At 44.6% G+C, this 15,405-nt stretch carries 10 protein-coding genes and 3 pseudogenes; 3 read left to right on the plus strand and 10 right to left on the minus strand.

What is annotated here, in order from left to right; genetic code table 11:
* Nucleotides 1-291 precede the first annotated feature (291 nt).
* Nucleotides 292-996, plus strand: coding sequence for a TIGR00266 family protein (locus LBPC_RS10830; RefSeq protein WP_003566878.1), 705 nt, complete (start codon nucleotides 292-294; stop codon nucleotides 994-996).
* A gap of 152 nt (nucleotides 997-1,148) precedes the next feature.
* Here LBPC_RS10830 and LBPC_RS10835 read toward each other — a convergent pair whose 3' ends face one another.
* The 10 genes and pseudogenes from LBPC_RS10835 to LBPC_RS10875 all read right to left on the minus strand — a co-directional run bounded on the left by LBPC_RS10835 (nucleotide 1,149) and on the right by LBPC_RS10875 (nucleotide 12,794).
* Nucleotides 1,149-1,529 (minus strand): HIT family protein, encoded by a 381-nt coding sequence (locus tag LBPC_RS10835; protein WP_003566880.1) that lies wholly within the window; start codon nucleotides 1,527-1,529, stop codon nucleotides 1,149-1,151.
* A gap of 103 nt (nucleotides 1,530-1,632) precedes the next feature.
* Nucleotides 1,633-3,537, minus strand: coding sequence for an asparagine synthase (glutamine-hydrolyzing) (gene asnB / locus LBPC_RS10840; RefSeq protein ID WP_003661952.1), 1,905 nt, complete (start codon nucleotides 3,535-3,537; stop codon nucleotides 1,633-1,635).
* Nucleotides 3,538-4,556: 1,019 nt separating this feature from the next.
* Nucleotides 4,557-4,676 (minus strand): bacteriocin, encoded by a 120-nt coding sequence (locus LBPC_RS14840; protein ID WP_003603074.1) that lies wholly within the window; start codon nucleotides 4,674-4,676, stop codon nucleotides 4,557-4,559.
* A 600-nt stretch (nucleotides 4,677-5,276) separates the two neighbouring features.
* Complete coding sequence (locus tag LBPC_RS10845) at nucleotides 5,277-6,191, minus strand: putative bifunctional lysylphosphatidylglycerol flippase/synthetase (RefSeq protein ID WP_016366363.1); 915 nt, start codon at nucleotides 6,189-6,191, stop codon at nucleotides 5,277-5,279.
* A gap of 297 nt (nucleotides 6,192-6,488) precedes the next feature.
* Nucleotides 6,489-6,602: pseudogene (locus tag LBPC_RS15810) on the minus strand (transposase); the annotation flags it as partial.
* Nucleotides 6,603-6,686: 84 nt separating this feature from the next.
* Nucleotides 6,687-6,959, minus strand: a pseudogene (locus LBPC_RS10850) (transposase); the annotation flags it as partial.
* A gap of 12 nt (nucleotides 6,960-6,971) precedes the next feature.
* Entirely contained in the window at nucleotides 6,972-8,390 is a 1,419-nt protein-coding gene (locus LBPC_RS10855) for an IS5-like element ISLrh3 family transposase (protein ID WP_041091311.1), read from the minus strand.
* A 133-nt stretch (nucleotides 8,391-8,523) separates the two neighbouring features.
* Nucleotides 8,524-9,501 (minus strand): annotated as a pseudogene (locus LBPC_RS10860) (ISL3 family transposase); the annotation flags it as partial.
* A 1,282-nt stretch (nucleotides 9,502-10,783) separates the two neighbouring features.
* Entirely contained in the window at nucleotides 10,784-11,854 is a 1,071-nt protein-coding gene (locus LBPC_RS10870; protein WP_016365950.1) for a metallophosphoesterase family protein, read from the minus strand.
* 25 nt (nucleotides 11,855-11,879) lie between these two features.
* Entirely contained in the window at nucleotides 11,880-12,794 is a 915-nt protein-coding gene (locus LBPC_RS10875; protein ID WP_016365951.1) for a 1,4-dihydroxy-2-naphthoate polyprenyltransferase, read from the minus strand.
* 75 nt (nucleotides 12,795-12,869) lie between these two features.
* Between LBPC_RS10875 and LBPC_RS10880 the strand changes: the two genes are divergently transcribed.
* Both LBPC_RS10880 and LBPC_RS10885 read left to right on the plus strand, forming a co-directional pair.
* Nucleotides 12,870-13,838 (plus strand): polyprenyl synthetase family protein, encoded by a 969-nt coding sequence (locus LBPC_RS10880; RefSeq protein WP_003571154.1) that lies wholly within the window; start codon nucleotides 12,870-12,872, stop codon nucleotides 13,836-13,838.
* Between the two features lie 290 nt (nucleotides 13,839-14,128).
* Nucleotides 14,129-15,334, plus strand: a complete 1,206-nt coding sequence (locus tag LBPC_RS10885; protein ID WP_003661944.1) for an acetate kinase — start codon at nucleotides 14,129-14,131, stop codon at nucleotides 15,332-15,334.
* Nucleotides 15,335-15,405: the final 71 nt, after the last annotated feature.

Here is a 15,405-nt window from a genome sequence, read left to right on the forward strand (position 1 = left end):
CTTAACGATATACAAAATTTGCCTTTTAATTGCTTGCCGTCTTATTATCGCAGTATCCCTTCCAACATCTGCCAACTGCCAATTTTGGTTATCTTATCCAAAATATACGCCTGAGGAACAGTTCGGGATTCATTTAAATTTAAACGTCGGTATTTTCAGGTTTTTCGTCGTTCTTTCCTTTAATTCGTATAAGGACACCACGGAAAATGCAGTTTTGCCAAACGACAACAACCAACACTGACCCTTCAGAATAGGCTACAATGACCTTAATTAAGAGAGGAGCATTTAGTCATGAATTATTCAATCACACCTAACAGCACCTTCCCGGTTGTCAACATCACAATGGGCCAAGATGAAACGATTCAAATTGAATCCGGGTCCATGATTTATCACAATGGCTTGGTCGAACTCAGCGGTCATATGAATAGTAATGGTAAGAAAGGGCTTGGCGGTATTATGAGTGCTATCGGCCGCTCAGTCACTAGCGGCGAACGTTTTTTCATCACAACCGCCACTGGCACTGCCCCAGATGCTGAATTGGCCATCGCCCCCGGTAATCCCGGCGTTATTAAAGAGTTAACCCTTGATGACACCCATCAATATCGTTTGAACACGGGTGCTTTTCTGGCCATGGACACCAGCGCCAGCTATCACATGGTGAGTCAAAAAGTCAGCGGTGCTTTGTTTGGTGGGACTGGCGGGTTCTTCATTATGGAAACTGCCGGAACTGGGACAATGCTCGTCTCTGCTTATGGAGACATCATTCCGATCACCTTAGATGGCAGTCATGAATATGTGATTGATAACAGTCATGTCGTTGCATGGGACAGCAAGCTAAATTACAACATTCAACCTGCCAGCGGTATCATTGGCTTCACAACTGGTGAAGGGTTGGTCAACCGCTTTAGTGGCTCTGGTACTGTGTATATTCAAACGCGGAACATTGAAGCTTTGGCAAATCTGGTTCAGCCATTTTTGCCAAGTAGCAAAGACTGATTGAATTGCCCTGATTTAAGGAAAGCCAATGCACATCAAAAACCCGTCAATTTTTGGCGGGTTTTTGATGTATGCAAGGAATATCAAGCAAAAATTGACGACACTCGTGTCTTGTTTGCCGAAAATACATGATTTGACTGTCTACATCTAAATTAGGCAAATTCTTGGCCATTCGGTAGCATTTTCCGAATACCGCCAGCAGGGTTAGGATCATCCCCACGGTATCGCGGGATCAAATGCAGGTGGCAATGCATCACTGTTTGACCGCCATACAGGCCGACATTAGCGCCAACATTATAACCATCAGGATGATATTGCTGGTCAATCAACGTTTTGCCTGCATGAATGAGACGATTGATGGCTAACAGCTCCTCCTCGCTTAGGTCGAAGAAGTTGCTTCGATGCGTCCGCGGAATCACAAGCAAGTGACCCTGGCTCACAGGATGAATATCCCAAAAGGCCACTGCGAGATCATTTTCAAGAACGATACTGGTTTGGGGAAGATGGCAAAAGATACAGTCGGCTTGTGGCATCATGATTTCCTTTCTAATTAAGTCTTAAATCAAAAATAAGCACAAGGCGCTTGCAGATCTGAACTGCTGCATTTGCCTTGTGCTTATTATTCAATACGATGGATTATGCTTCAAGTTTCTCTTTACTTGAATCTGCAATATAATGCGGCACTTCATCATCGATGAAATAGACCTTGTACCAAACAAGGAAGGTGTAAATCGTCCAAACTTTCCGACGATCATCGCTTTCCTGCCGATACGTACGATCCAAGATATCGAGAATGGCATCCTGATCGAAGAATTCCTTGACCCAGTCTTGTTCAAACATTTTGCGGACCGTCTTGTAGAACGGTTCGTCTTCCAACCACTGCTTGACCGGCACTGGGAAACCGAGCTTTTCACGACTCGCCCATTCTTCCGGTAAGTGACGGTTAGCAGCTTCACGCAATGCATACTTCGAGTTGTGCGAATTGATCAGATACTTGGTTGGGATACCAGCCGCGACCTTAGCCACTTCCTTATCAAGGAACGGTACCCGCAATTCCATCGAGTTGGCCATCGACAACTTGTCAGCTTTCAAAAGAATATCTTTTGGCATGAACTGGTGGATGTCGAGATACTGCATCTTCTTAACTTCATCATCGTAATGACGTACCTTTTTGTACGAAGCGGTCACGATGTCACGAACACTCTCACTTTGCCGAAATTCCGGTTGTAAGATCTTGTCAGCCTGGCCCTCATGAAAAACCAGTGCTTCGCCGATGAAGAATTCTTCGGCAGGGGCTGTTGATTCATAAAGATGCAAGCGGCCATGGAAATTCGGCATCTTTTTCAGGCCATGGGCGATCGTATACTTAACACCTTTTGGCAACTTGCGTAAACCGTCCGCAAAGACTCGAATGGCGTGGCTGCGCGTATGGAAGCCATAGTTCGCATAACCAGCAAAGAGTTCATCAGCACCTTCCCCAGACAAAATAACGGTCACGTCTTTGTGTGCCAGTTTCGTTAGGAAGTATAGCGGTACACAGGAAGGATTGGAATCCGGTTCATCCAAATGATATTGAATCAACGGGAAGTTATCTAACGCTTCTTTTTCAGTAACAATATCACTAGTGTTATCCAAACCGAGTTTGTCACTGAGTTCCTTAGCGGCAACGCCTTCGTGATACTTTTTGTTGTCAAAACCAATTGAGAAGGTATGCTCTGGCCGCAACAAGGCGGTGATATAAGAGGAATCGACCCCTGATGAAAGTAAAGACCCGACTTCGACATCGGAAATCCGGTGAGCATCAACTGACTCAGAAACACTCTTGTCAATAGCTGCAACAGTATCTTCAAAGCTCAAATTGTTCGCCTTGAAATCCATGTCCCAATACTTCTTAATGGTTAACTTGTTATCCTTCAAGGTAAAATAGTGCCCTTCAGGAATCCGGTAAACCCCTTTAAAGAAAGTCTCATCCAAAGCCGAATATTGGAAAGTCAAATAAGGCTTCAGTGCTTCCTTGTTCAATTGTTTCTTAAACTTAGGATGCTTCAAAAATGCTTTGATTTCACTACCCACAATAAAGGTATCGCCATCGTGATAGTAATACATTGGCTTGATTCCAAAGAAATCACGCGCGCCAAACATTTCCTTCTTATTGTCATCCCAGATAAGGAAGACGAACATCCCGCGAATCTTCTTGAGAAGTTCGTCCATCCCATATTCCTCATAACCGTGAAGTAGAACCTCGGTATCGGAATGGGTCTTGAACACATGACCAGCAGCAATCAAATCCTTGCGAATGCTCTGGAAGTTATAAATTTCCCCATTAAAGATGATCGCAACTGTGCCATCCTCATTCAGGATCGGCTGCGAACCACCTTTTAAGTCAATGATCGACAACCGGCGGAATCCGAGGGCAACGTTATCATTGATATATTCGCCGCTGGAATTGGGACCCCGGTGTTTGATCATGTCCATCATGTTATTAATAACTGGCTTTTTATTTAAAATTGTCTTGTCCGCAAACGCGATGATTCCGCACATACAGTTAACCCCTTTTCGCGTGAATGACGATCATTACTTGTTTCAGTATAAAGATTTAGCGTCGCAAGTCAATTCAAGAGCGTGAGCAGAATGTTTCTGCGCCAGTTCGCTCTCTTCGGGAGAACAGTCGGAATACGAGGCACGATAACTAGCAACACAGAAGTTTTTTAAAGGTAAGCGAACGAATTTGAGTTCCACTTAAAACGACTTCGATATTCCTTATGCTATAAGGAGTACCGAAGTCGCTGTCTTTTAAGTCAGTTTGATTTTGAGCAGTTTGCTTGAAGCCTGAAACGCTCATGGTAAATAATTCTACAATGCTTCCGCATCAACCAGAACGGAAAGATCGGTTAATTCAGTAACGCTACTTATAGCAATCAAGCCTGTTAGCTTCAGGCGAACGCATGATGCTTAAAATAATCTGCTGGTTCGAGGTCCCCTTGAAGCTCTGAGAAAACAGCAATTTTTGCATCTACTAACAAGTTCTTTGACAATTTAGTCACGGTTATTTGACAGACCCAAACAGCCATCCGACGACACAGTTACCATGGTTGCTGTTTGGCTGAACGTTTAATGGGAAAATAAGATTTCGAACAATTAGGTAGACTAATTGTTCAGCGACCACTCTCGATAAGCTAACAATAAACGCACGTGTAGGCGGCCAAACTGAAGTGGACGATGCAAAGGACGATTTCGTGTTTAATCTGTCGGAAAATAAACAAGCGAATTTTGTCAACACCTCCGACTAAAGCCTGAAGCTTGTGAGAGCGGGGCCGAATACTATCGCAACCATAAATTTACTTAGAACATGTTCGAGTTCTCTAAAAAGTGCGGCAATTAGACACGTTAGCCGGATAAATTGACGGTGAAATATCAATACAAGTCAAGCTAGGATGAAGCTTTCTAGAAATCAGCTCAAAACGCGACGATCTCTTGAACATTCTAAACATGGCTTTGGCGTATCTTCGCGATCGACTTATGGCCGTGTAGGATTCGGATAAAGCAAATGATCCTAGTCATTAGCAGCCCAAAATCAAATGTGCAAACCATGCGCCAGGCGTATTATCAAAGGGCGTTTTGGGGCACTTTCGTTTACCACCAATAACGTGAGCTAGCTCTTTTTCGTTTAAGAGTTCCATGGGTATTCCTCCTCGTATAGTTAATTTTTAAGTCTCCCGACAACTCATTATGTCCCTCGTCCTCGCATCATGCAATATCTAATCGTTTTATTAACATTTGTCTAATCTTGTATTTGAAAATTTTTATTTGAGGATGGTCAGGTTGTACAGTCAGTGCTTAATCATCAACTAAGATAAATCTTGAACCATCTACACGTATGGCCATTACCCAAAAGTCGAATCTAGAACAGCGTGTTGGGTTTCTTTGACTTGGAGATTATTTTCAGGTAAATTGAATTCAAAATAAAGGAATTCCTTGCGGTTGAAGACACTCACCTGCCAATACAGTAGCAATGCTTCTAGTGAACAAATGTATACTTATCCCATTAGTGCAGCTATCATTATTGCAAAACAAATTCTTTAAAAAGCGGTATTTTCACACTTCAGCATCGGAAAGTTGAACGAATTTATAGATGGATAAGTAAAGGCTGTGATCTGTGATGTATTTGCGAAAGCTAGTCACAAGCCACTGCTATACAGCTAATTTCAGCCGTTATTCGGATACTTTTAATAATATTCTAAACGCGTTCTAACAGCTACTATGCTGACTAGAAACCGTTATCATTTGTTGGCTTTAGATTGCAAGATATTGGTTTTTAATAAAATAAACCAAACAACAGCAAGAATGGTAGGAATTACATAATAGAATAACCGGTACAAAATTAACAGGCTTGCAGAGGTGTTAGGCAGTACGCCTGCATGTTTTAACGTTTCAGTCAGGCTTAGGTCAAAAGAACCGGCACTTCCAGGAATCAACGATGCCACACCGAGTGCAGCAGAGAAGAAATAGCTCTGATATAAAACAAATAAATCAATATTTAAATTTAAAATAGTATTTGATAATAGCACTATACCAAAGCATGCAAACCATTCGATGACCGATGTCATTAGCAAGATCAATTTTGTGGGAAATTTTAAGGATGGTGTTTTCAGCATTAATGGTATGAGTGGATAGACTATAATCAAAAAAGAAATATATGAAAGCGAACCTGCTAAAATTGATACATTGTTATTCTTAATTAGTAATGCGGATATGCTGTAATTAATCGAAAGGCCTGATAACGAAAAAAGTGAGATGTGAAATGACATTTTAGTTGCAGTACGAGCATTGACATGTTGCCCCAAAAGCGCATATCTGAGAGAAGCCCCTACCATACCTCCTGCACCGGCAACATTATTTACGACATTTAATGACCAGCTAGTCATGTTGAAGAAACCGCCCCGAGAAGGTACGGAAAGTTTGTCCGCGTAAACTTTGTCATACACAATCATTGGTGTGACTGCTAAGCAACCTAAGAACAATAAAGCAAAAATTTTCTGGCCTGTTAGCAATTGTAATACTTTCTGAATACTAGATACTGATAACTGTCGGCACAAGCCAATCATACTATACGTCACTATCGATATCATCATAAACAAGTATATTGTTTTCCAATGGCGGACATCTCTGATCCATTTAAAAAAATTGATTTTCAAACAAATTCCCCTTAAAGTTCGAAATGAGGAGCACAAACGAGAAAAATAAAAGCGGATTCTATAATGGTGATAATCATCTTAGTACCAACAATTACATTACTAGTCAATGCTTTGTTTGCAATTAGCTCATCCATGAGAGCAATGCTATTATTGATATTAGTAATAGCATCTCTTGCATTTTTCCCTCAGAAGGACATGTTCATTGCAATCAATCTTTTTGGCTCTACGTCAACTGGTGTTGAAGAATAAATTTATCATTTGAGGCGGTTCTCCATTTGGGGAGCCGTCTTTGTCATGTTATGCCGTGATTTGGTAGATTCGTTTGAAGAAGTTCAGCTGATTCTTGAAGCCAAAACAGGATCGTTTGAGTGACTTGATGAGGCGGTTAACCCCTTCGATCGGACCGTTGGAATAAGGGGCTCTACGTCAACTGGTGTTGAAGAATAAATTTATCATTTGAGGCGGTTCTCCATTTGGGGAGCCGTCTTTGTCATGTTATGCCGTGATTTGGTAGATTCGTTTGAAGAAGTTCAGCTGATTCTTGAAGCCAAAACAGGATCGTTTGAGTGACTTGATGAGGCGGTTAACCCCTTCGATCGGACCGTTGGAATAAGGGCTGGTGACAGCGGCGAGAACAGCGACTTTGTGTCGCTTAAGCGTCGCGATCGTCATGTCCATTGCCGTACCGTTTGGCTCGTAAGTAGCTAACAGGTTTGCCAGTTCCGTGGGATGTTTCTTCACCATCAAGGCATCATGAAGCGCTAAGTAGTGGCTGGTGAATTAGGTAACATTCCGGCTACCTGAAACGTGAATTTGATAGTGAATTAAGATGGATTCCTGCTTATATTTTACAAAAATCAAAATTGGTCCATTAAAAAGCCTTAATAGCATCTTTAGATTGGCTAGATTGATCGCAATATCAATCGTCACTGCGATGCTGGCTACCGTTTTAGTCCGCACCAATGAAAGGCCCAAAGGGCCTTTCATGAAGGCAAAACCGCGTTCAATTTTCCCGCGCCGCTTCTCTGCGTCACGATCAACTTGCCGCTGCTTAGCATCCATCTTTTTAGGCTTACGTCCTAAACGTGGTCCCGACAACCTAATGCCTAGTCGTTGACAGAGCTGACGATTCTCGCGGGTACGATAAAGTGTGTCAGCTAAGATTTCATCGGGATAATAACCATGCACGTCGAAATAATGATCGATGGTTGTTGCTAAATCTTGGCTTTCATTGAACGCCTTAAAATCAAATCGTTCGATATCGATCATGCCATCGGCAATTGAAGCATCAATCTTGGGACCAAATTCGGTTCGTTGTTTGGCTTTACCACGGTTAATCGGGCGAATCCACGGTTGTGCCAAGCTAACAATCCGTCCTGGGACCCGATGGGTCCGATTTTCATACATGAACATTTGCTGGTCAAGAAGTTCACGAATCACAGCCAATCGTTTGGTTTGCCTTTCGTTAAGAGAGGCACCGTGGGCCAACAGCACATCGATATAACGTAGATCACGTCGGACATACTGGAGCTGTACTTTGATCTGCTTGCGTGTTTCCTTAGCCCAACGCCGCGGTTTTCTAGCAAAAGCGGTCCACTTAGCTTTTGCTTCACGTTTGTAGGTTCGTGGAGGCTTGATTTGCAACTGATGAGCCATGTCTAATAACATTTCTTCTAGATTGAGCCGAGCTTGATTTAGCAGCGAAGTATCTTGTGGAAAACGAATTTCAATTGGCACCGCAGTAGCGTCTGTGATCAAGACACGGAGCTCATCATCTGGCAATAAACTTTGGATTTGTTCGCGCAAGGTATCACTGATGATATTTCGCACTAGTTCCGTTATTTGACCCATGCGTCGTCTAAAATAAACCAAGGTTGAGTGGTTGAACGGCAGGTCGGTTGTGTAGGTGTCTAGCCCGATAAAGTACTGGTAAGCCGGGGTATCACGAATAGCGGTAACGACCGAACGGTCGGTTAGATGTTCTGCTTGCTTGATCAAACTGGCACCGTAAAGCAGACGAAAGGGTTTAGCAGCGCGCCCACCCATCTCAGTAAAAAGAAGTTGATAGGCTTCATCGAGCTGTTGCCACGGGAGCATGTCGGCTAATTGAACCCACTCATTGTCGGAAGAAAGTGGCACACCAAGGCCGTTGTTAAAGGATTGAAATGACAATTGGGTAGCACGATGTCGATAAGCCATGATGGTTTCCTCCAGGAAAAATAAAAAGTGCAAGGAAAACAGGGGTTAGCCCATGTTTACTTTGCACTAATTATAATCTTTACTATTCTTTGATGCCAATAAAGCTTGCAGTTATGCTGCTTTCACCAGCCACTAAGTAGGTCTCGTAGGTTTGCTTGAGCTTGGGCTCAGTATCAAGTGCGATATCGATGGTCTCCTGTTGCGTGACGTATTCATTCAAACCAAACAGGAACTGTTTGTGTTTAGCGTCAGGCGCAGTTTGATGAAAAAGCCGCCAGTTTGTCTTCATGATCTTATAAGGACGGCTGTGTTTGTCATCAAGCTGTTTGAGCGCTTGGACGCGTACCTGATCAAGGGCACGAGCCGCAAGTTGAATGATATGGAACCGATCAATGACGACTTGGGCCTTGGGGAAAACCTCATGAATAATCGTCTGATAAGCTGCATTCATGTCCATGGTGACCGTCTGGACCCGAGTGCGTTCAGCGAGTGAATAATGAGCGATGAAGAAGTTTTTAATCGTGCGGTTGAATCGATCACCAAGCAAGGCAATCAGACGATGTGAATCGGCATCAAGACAGATAAACGACATCATGCCATGAGTAGAACGGAACTCATCAAAGCAGAGTCGCGTGGGCAGCCGGCGAGCCGGTCGGAGTTTGAGATTTTGGTCAATGATCCGTTGAACCGAGGAAGCTGAGATTCCGATAATACGGGCGATGGTTTTGACTGGCAACCGTTCATGCGCTAACTTCATGATTCGCTCTGTCATGTGAGTGGCGATCGTGTGGTTGGGTTGCACGAGTGGCGTCTTGGCACTGACTGTGTGGTAACAGTTATGACAGCGCCATCGTTGCTTGTGCAAGTCAATGACTGTCGGCATTTCAACCCCATTGAGGACGCGCACGTGGGCCGTATAAAACCCGTTAGGGTGCAAGGCCTCAAAGCCACACAGTGGGCACCGGGTTAACCGGTAAGTCAGCTCGGCATCAATCACATGATACTGGCGGCGACGTACCCCGTTGCCGCGATATTCATGACGAACAAAGGCAACTTTGATATTATGGTCTGGTATTCCAAGGACGGACAGTGTAGGATCGTATTGGGACATTTACTCATAACCTCGCTTGCTTTTGGTTTCGACGCTAACAAGCATAGCATGGACACTGAGTAGGTGTCTTTTTGCGTTATCCAAAAAGGGCCTACACGTTCAGTGTTGATTATTTCTCAACACCAGAAAGTGTAGACCCATCTTTTTTTTACAAGAAAAAAATAACGCAACAATTTTTGTTTACGAGACTTTGAATTCATTCGGGGGCGTTACTACCAACACAGCCCCAAAATACGTTGTATGAATCTTCATTTTGACGCTATCTTTTCTAACTCTTAGCAAGTCGGTAAATTGTTACCTACTGTCATTTTAGACAAACTGGTTCGTATTTTAACCCCAGAATGTATGGCAGATGAGTCATTGCTTTAGCCCCGAAGGTTAATCCTATTAACAATGCTTTGCATAGCTTATCATATGGATTAGATCTGGGCAAGATACTTAGTCACTGGATAAGGCGCTTAAGATCAATTAGCACCTGAAGAACACCGCCTTTAACAAGGCATCTAAGATTTTTTTGAATATGATTGTAAGCCAAACCGGTCTTATTATTGTTGACTTTGATTAGCAGCACCTTGGTTGTTTCAGTCACCTTCATTTGAGCCGATTGCGTTTGGGTAGGTTGACGGGACCAGAAATGAATGACTTCAGGATTTTCTTGCAAAGTAAGTGTACGATTTTTGAGGCACTTTACATCCCAAAAAACGCAAAAAAAACAGAGATCCAAGTTCCTACAGGTGAACTTGGATCTCCTAAGTTAAGGATTTGACCGATGCAATAATCTCAAAACTTTTCTTGGTGCTAATTGTAAAACCTTCTTCGATAACCTTAATACTGCGACACCTTCTAAAAAATACTTATTCACTTGTACGGAACGACGAGTGTTGAAATGATGTTGCCCTATAACTAGGCGTTGTTTGGTGGTCCTATTGACACACCCTATTGAACATCTATGGGAAGCTCATTGCCCCGCTTGGATTACTGAGTCTTTTTATTAGCCTCGTACCTCCATGTGTGTTCATCTTTGGTCAGTTGGAACATGAATCGTACGACTGGTGGCGCAGATACTTACTGCACCAACGCTCTATTTGTCTATTCGTGCTTTGCGACACACACACATCACTTTCGAGCTGGTTCGTCTTGGTAATGCTAGACAAGGATCGTAATGCTCGGTTCCTGCATCGACCTTTTGGTTCTTCCTTAACTTCAATTAAAGTGTATCATGTAAGCGCTAACTTTGCAAGCTAATCACGTCATTTATTTAAAAAAATCGTACCATCCGCGCTCAATACTGAAAACGCCGAACACGGCTCGCAGCACCATAGCCATACAAGCTAAGCAGCCGCTGTTGCGTATCCACACTCACCACATAACCGGCATATTCGCTCGGCAAACCAAAACGTCGATCATACCGGCGATTAAACTTGGTTGTTAGACCGTGATGACGGCCCATCAACGCGCTTGTATTCTGCAGGCTGTAATGAATGCCATTAACAATGTAATCTGCTTCTAAATGATAATGACCAGCTAAATAACCAACCACTCGGCCGCTTGACTGCCTAAAGTCAAACCGCAGACGACCGCCAAACGCTGGTGCCTCGCCAGTATGCAACACCCCGCTCGCGTGGAAGTTAAAGGCTCGCAATAACTCATGGACAGCGCGGCCATTAAATTTCAGTGCCGGCTGGCCATTTTCCTTCAGGGCTGGGGCATGGCTCAACAACAAGACATCTCGCTTACCAGCACCTTTTAATGCCAATGCAAAATTCCGGAGCTGAGCGAATGAGACCGCAAGTGTTTTCTTGACATCAAAAGCCTTGTGACCATCAATCAAAGGGACATCTGCCGTATTCAAAACAATGATCCGCAAGTTAGGAAAGTCTTGAACCATTAGCCCTTCTTGCGAAACAGCCACCCGTATCTGCTCAGCATTTGGTCTAAAAATCATCGTCTGGTTCACTTCTGGCAAAAAGCTGCCGCGATGCCCTGCCCGCTTTTCGGCAAACTTGTCATTATCGTCATGATTGCCTTTTGTCACCAGAAACGGGACAGAACCGCTTTGATAATCAGCCATGATGTTCCGTAATCGCAGTCGAGTCAGCCATGGTGCCTCGGACCCATCCACCAAGTCGCCAAGATGGACCCGGAGTGCCAGTGGTAATTGGTCACTTAACCATTGCTGTTCGCGTACATGCCAGTATCCAGTAGGTCCATAATAAGTGGTGGCAAATTTTGCCTTATCGTGGGTATCCGTGATCAACGCAAAGTTTACGGCTGAAGGCGACAGCAATGGCGAGATTGCGGAAACAAATCTGGTCAGATCTTTTTTGACAAATGGTCGGATTGCAATGCTCATGAAAACCTCCATCGTGATATTCGGGTCAGATATTCAAGAAGACGCCTAATGCGAGAAAGATAACCTGGGCCAACGTCGTGATAAAAAGATTCTTGATGGCATTCGGAAAAGTCAGTTTTTTAACCGGATTGACGGCAAAACCGCGCGCGTTCTTCACCACAATGGGCACGGTAATCAGCGTTAGCAAGGTTAATTTTGGCAGTAACCCCAGCACAACCGCGGCAATCAGCATCAAAAAGCCAACCGTATATAATCCATAGAAGAAGATGATGCTGCGAGAACGGCCAAGATAATGCACAATCGTTCGGCGCTTGAGCGTTTCGTCCTCTTCTTGATCGGCAATATTATTGGCCAGCAACAAGGCCGCAATCGTACACTGTGCCAATCCACTGGCAAGATAAACCGATCCGATCAACGGCCATGAGAAGGCGGCAACATTAAAGACGTTGACATAAACGGCAATTAGGAAAATCACGAAACCCATCGTAAATCCTGAGAAAAATTCCCCATACGGCGTGGCCGAAATTGGTCGCGGACCGCCAGCATAACCATAGCCGACTGCAAAGCTAAACAATCCCATCACCAGCAAGGGCCACCCCGTCCGGCTCACCATCCAGAGGCCCAACACACCGCTGGTTACCATCATACCGACAACCATCCACCCAATCATGCTCGAGTTGAGATGATGAACCCCAATAATGTTAGTCTTCTCGCGAAAACGCAACGCTGCTGTGCGCTCTGATCGTTTGTAATCTTGATAATTATCGTTCGCGTCAACCGCCATGTTAAACAGCAACATGGCCACGAAGAAAACCAGTAATTCAGCGATATGTAACGTATGATAATGATACCAGGCAAACAATGTGCCTAATAAAAACGGAAAAACTGAAGCCGTTTTGGCCTTGATCTCAACCAACTCAAGAAAAACAGATAAAGACATGACAACCTCCAACAATTGACTTTTAAGAATCACATACAGTAGAGTGAATATGTCTATAGGAAAGAGAGAAAATGCATGATTCATCCACTGTGGCACCGATTCCCCATGGTCTATCAACAACTCGAACAGATTCAGCAACGGCTTGAACACGTCGCTGTTTTGCGTGAGCCGCAAGTCCACGCATTGATCCAGCAACAGATCAACGCTGGCGGCAAAATGCTACGCAGCGGGCTAATGCTTATGCTAGCGCGTTTAGGCAACCCTGACAACGACGATCTCATAACCGCTGGCGCTGCGATTGAGGCCTTACATCTCGCGACCTTGGTTCACGATGATGTACTTGACCACGCCGACCTGCGCCGCGGTTCCGATACCGTCTCAGCCAAATCAGGCAATCGTGAGGCAATCTATGCTGGCGATTTCCTCTTTGCCATCTATTTTCAATTATTAAGCGAACAAAATCCAGCAACAACCGATTTAGCGACCAATGCGCGCGTCATGAAGCACATCTTTATGGGAGAAGTTGACCAAAATGGTCCCAGCGCGCCACTCATTCCAAGTGTTTCCGAATACTTGAAAGCCATCGCCGGCAAAACGGCAGCACTTTTTGCTTTGGCAACTTACACTGGTGCGACGATCGGCCAACTAGACTTTACTGAAAAAAAAGCCGCATATCGTTTTGGCCGCCAACTAGGCATGGCCTTTCAGATGATTGATGACTTGTTGGATTACACCCAAACAACTGCTACGCTGAATAAACCGGTGCTCGAAGATTTACATAACGGCATTGTCACACTTCCGTTAATTTATGCCTATCAAAACGTCCCCGAACAACTCGCCCCACTGGTCGGGACCGCAGCAAAAATCGCTGCCAACAGCGACCGAATTGCGGCAATTGTCAGTGAACACGGCTTGCCCCAAGCCCGTCAACTCGCCACTCGCTACACTGATAAGGCTATCAACGCCCTCGCGCCATTGCCTGATGCGCGCATTAAGCAAGAACTACGCAAGCTCACTCAGCAATTATTGCGACGAGATCATTGATCGTCTGGACTTCATATATGCCTATCCTTTTTGATAGAAAAGTAAGTACCGGCGGATAAAGTTCAGCCAACAATAGAACCAGCAAATCTAGACTCAGTCGGCTTTATTTGTGATCTTCCTAACGAAAAATTAAGTATTAATTAGCCCGCCACACTTGTTACATCCGGATTCTGCATCATACCAACTTTTTAAAAATTGAAATTGTAATATTTCAGCCCGACGTTTTCACAAACATTGGGCTTTTTCAGTGGTATGATGTATGTAAAGCAAAAGTGAAAGAGTGATCAAACATGGCAAAAGTTCTCTCCATCAACGCTGGCAGCTCCTCACTCAAATGGAAGCTGTTCGAGATGCCAAGTGAGCACCAGCTTGCAGAAGGCGCGACTGACATCCTGAAACAATCAACCGTCAAGATCAAGTATGGTACTGATCAAGTTTACGAAAGCGCTACCCCAATTTGCAATTATCGTGACGCTGTTGCCAACCTGCTCTCTAACCTGCAAACACTCGGACTCGTTCAAAATTTGGATGAAATTACCGGCATTGGCCATCGCGTGGTAGCTGGCGGGGAATTATTTTCCGCCCCAATTGTCATTGATGATCGTGTTCTGGCGCAGATTCGTGCTCTGCGTGATTATGCTCCGCTCCACAATCCGGTTGAAGCCGACTGTATCGCCATCTTTCGCAAAATGATGCCTTGGGCACTTGAAGTCGCAGTATTTGATACCGCATTTCATCAAACCATGAAACCAGTCAATTATCTTTACAGTATTCCGTATGAGTATTATCAAAAGTATGGTGTCCGTAAATACGGTGCGCATGGAACCAGCGTTCGCTATGTGAGTGCTCACGCCGCCAAAATGCTTCGCAAACCATTGGCACAAATGCGAATGATTGTGATGCATCTTGGGGCGGGTTCAAGCATCACGGCCATCCAAAACGGGCAATCGGTTGACACATCGATGGGCTTTACCCCTTTGTCCGGTGTCACGATGGGCACGCGTTCAGGCGATGTTGATGTGTCACTCATCGGCTATCTGATGAAGAAACTTGCCATCACCGATGTCGATCAAATGATTGATATCTTAAACACAGAGTCAGGCTTACGCGGGATCTCCGGCATTAGTCATGATGTTCGCGACCTTGAAGCCGCTGCGCCGACTAACCCGCGAGCCAAACTGGCGCTTGATATCTTTGTGAACCGCATTGTTAAATATGTCGGTGCTTATGCCGCCTTGATGGACGGTGTCGATGTCCTAGTCTTCACAGCTGGCATCGGCGAACACAGCAGTGACATTCGGGCACGCGTCATGCAATCTTTAGATTATCTCGGCGCGCGGATTGATGCGAGCTTAAACACTCAAATCCACGATAACGCAGGTGACATTACTGCAGCTGATTCAAAGGTCAAAACACTGGTCATCCCCACAAATGAAGAATTGATGATCGTCCGCGACGTTATGTCCTTAAGCCAAGCAGTGGCGCAAGCGGAATAGTGGTAGGCGTTCGCTAGCCCGGTTTCTGGGCTGGCGAACACCTTATGATCGAGCCTGAGCCAGACCCGTCG

Source organism: Lacticaseibacillus paracasei subsp. paracasei, from assembly GCF_000829035.1.
GTDB lineage: Bacteria > Bacillota > Bacilli > Lactobacillales > Lactobacillaceae > Lacticaseibacillus > Lacticaseibacillus paracasei.

Bases quoted from the DNA above. Each gene is read 5' to 3' on its own strand.
- LBPC_RS10885 (WP_003661944.1), top strand. From the start codon at position 14,129: ATGGCAAAAGTTCTCTCCATCAACGCTGGCAGCTCCTCACTCAAATGG.
- LBPC_RS10830 (WP_003566878.1), top strand. From the start codon at position 292: ATGAATTATTCAATCACACCTAACAGCACCTTCCCGGTTGTCAACATC.
- LBPC_RS10855 (WP_041091311.1), bottom strand. From the start codon at position 8,390: ATGGCTTATCGACATCGTGCTACCCAATTGTCATTTCAATCCTTTAAC.
- LBPC_RS10870 (WP_016365950.1), bottom strand. From the start codon at position 11,854: ATGAGCATTGCAATCCGACCATTTGTCAAAAAAGATCTGACCAGATTT.
- LBPC_RS10835 (WP_003566880.1), bottom strand. From the start codon at position 1,529: ATGCCACAAGCCGACTGTATCTTTTGCCATCTTCCCCAAACCAGTATC.
- asnB (WP_003661952.1), bottom strand. From the start codon at position 3,537: ATGTGCGGAATCATCGCGTTTGCGGACAAGACAATTTTAAATAAAAAG.
- LBPC_RS10875 (WP_016365951.1), bottom strand. From the start codon at position 12,794: ATGTCTTTATCTGTTTTTCTTGAGTTGGTTGAGATCAAGGCCAAAACG.
- LBPC_RS10880 (WP_003571154.1), top strand. From the start codon at position 12,870: ATGATTCATCCACTGTGGCACCGATTCCCCATGGTCTATCAACAACTC.
- LBPC_RS14840 (WP_003603074.1), bottom strand. From the start codon at position 4,676: ATGGAACTCTTAAACGAAAAAGAGCTAGCTCACGTTATTGGTGGTAAA.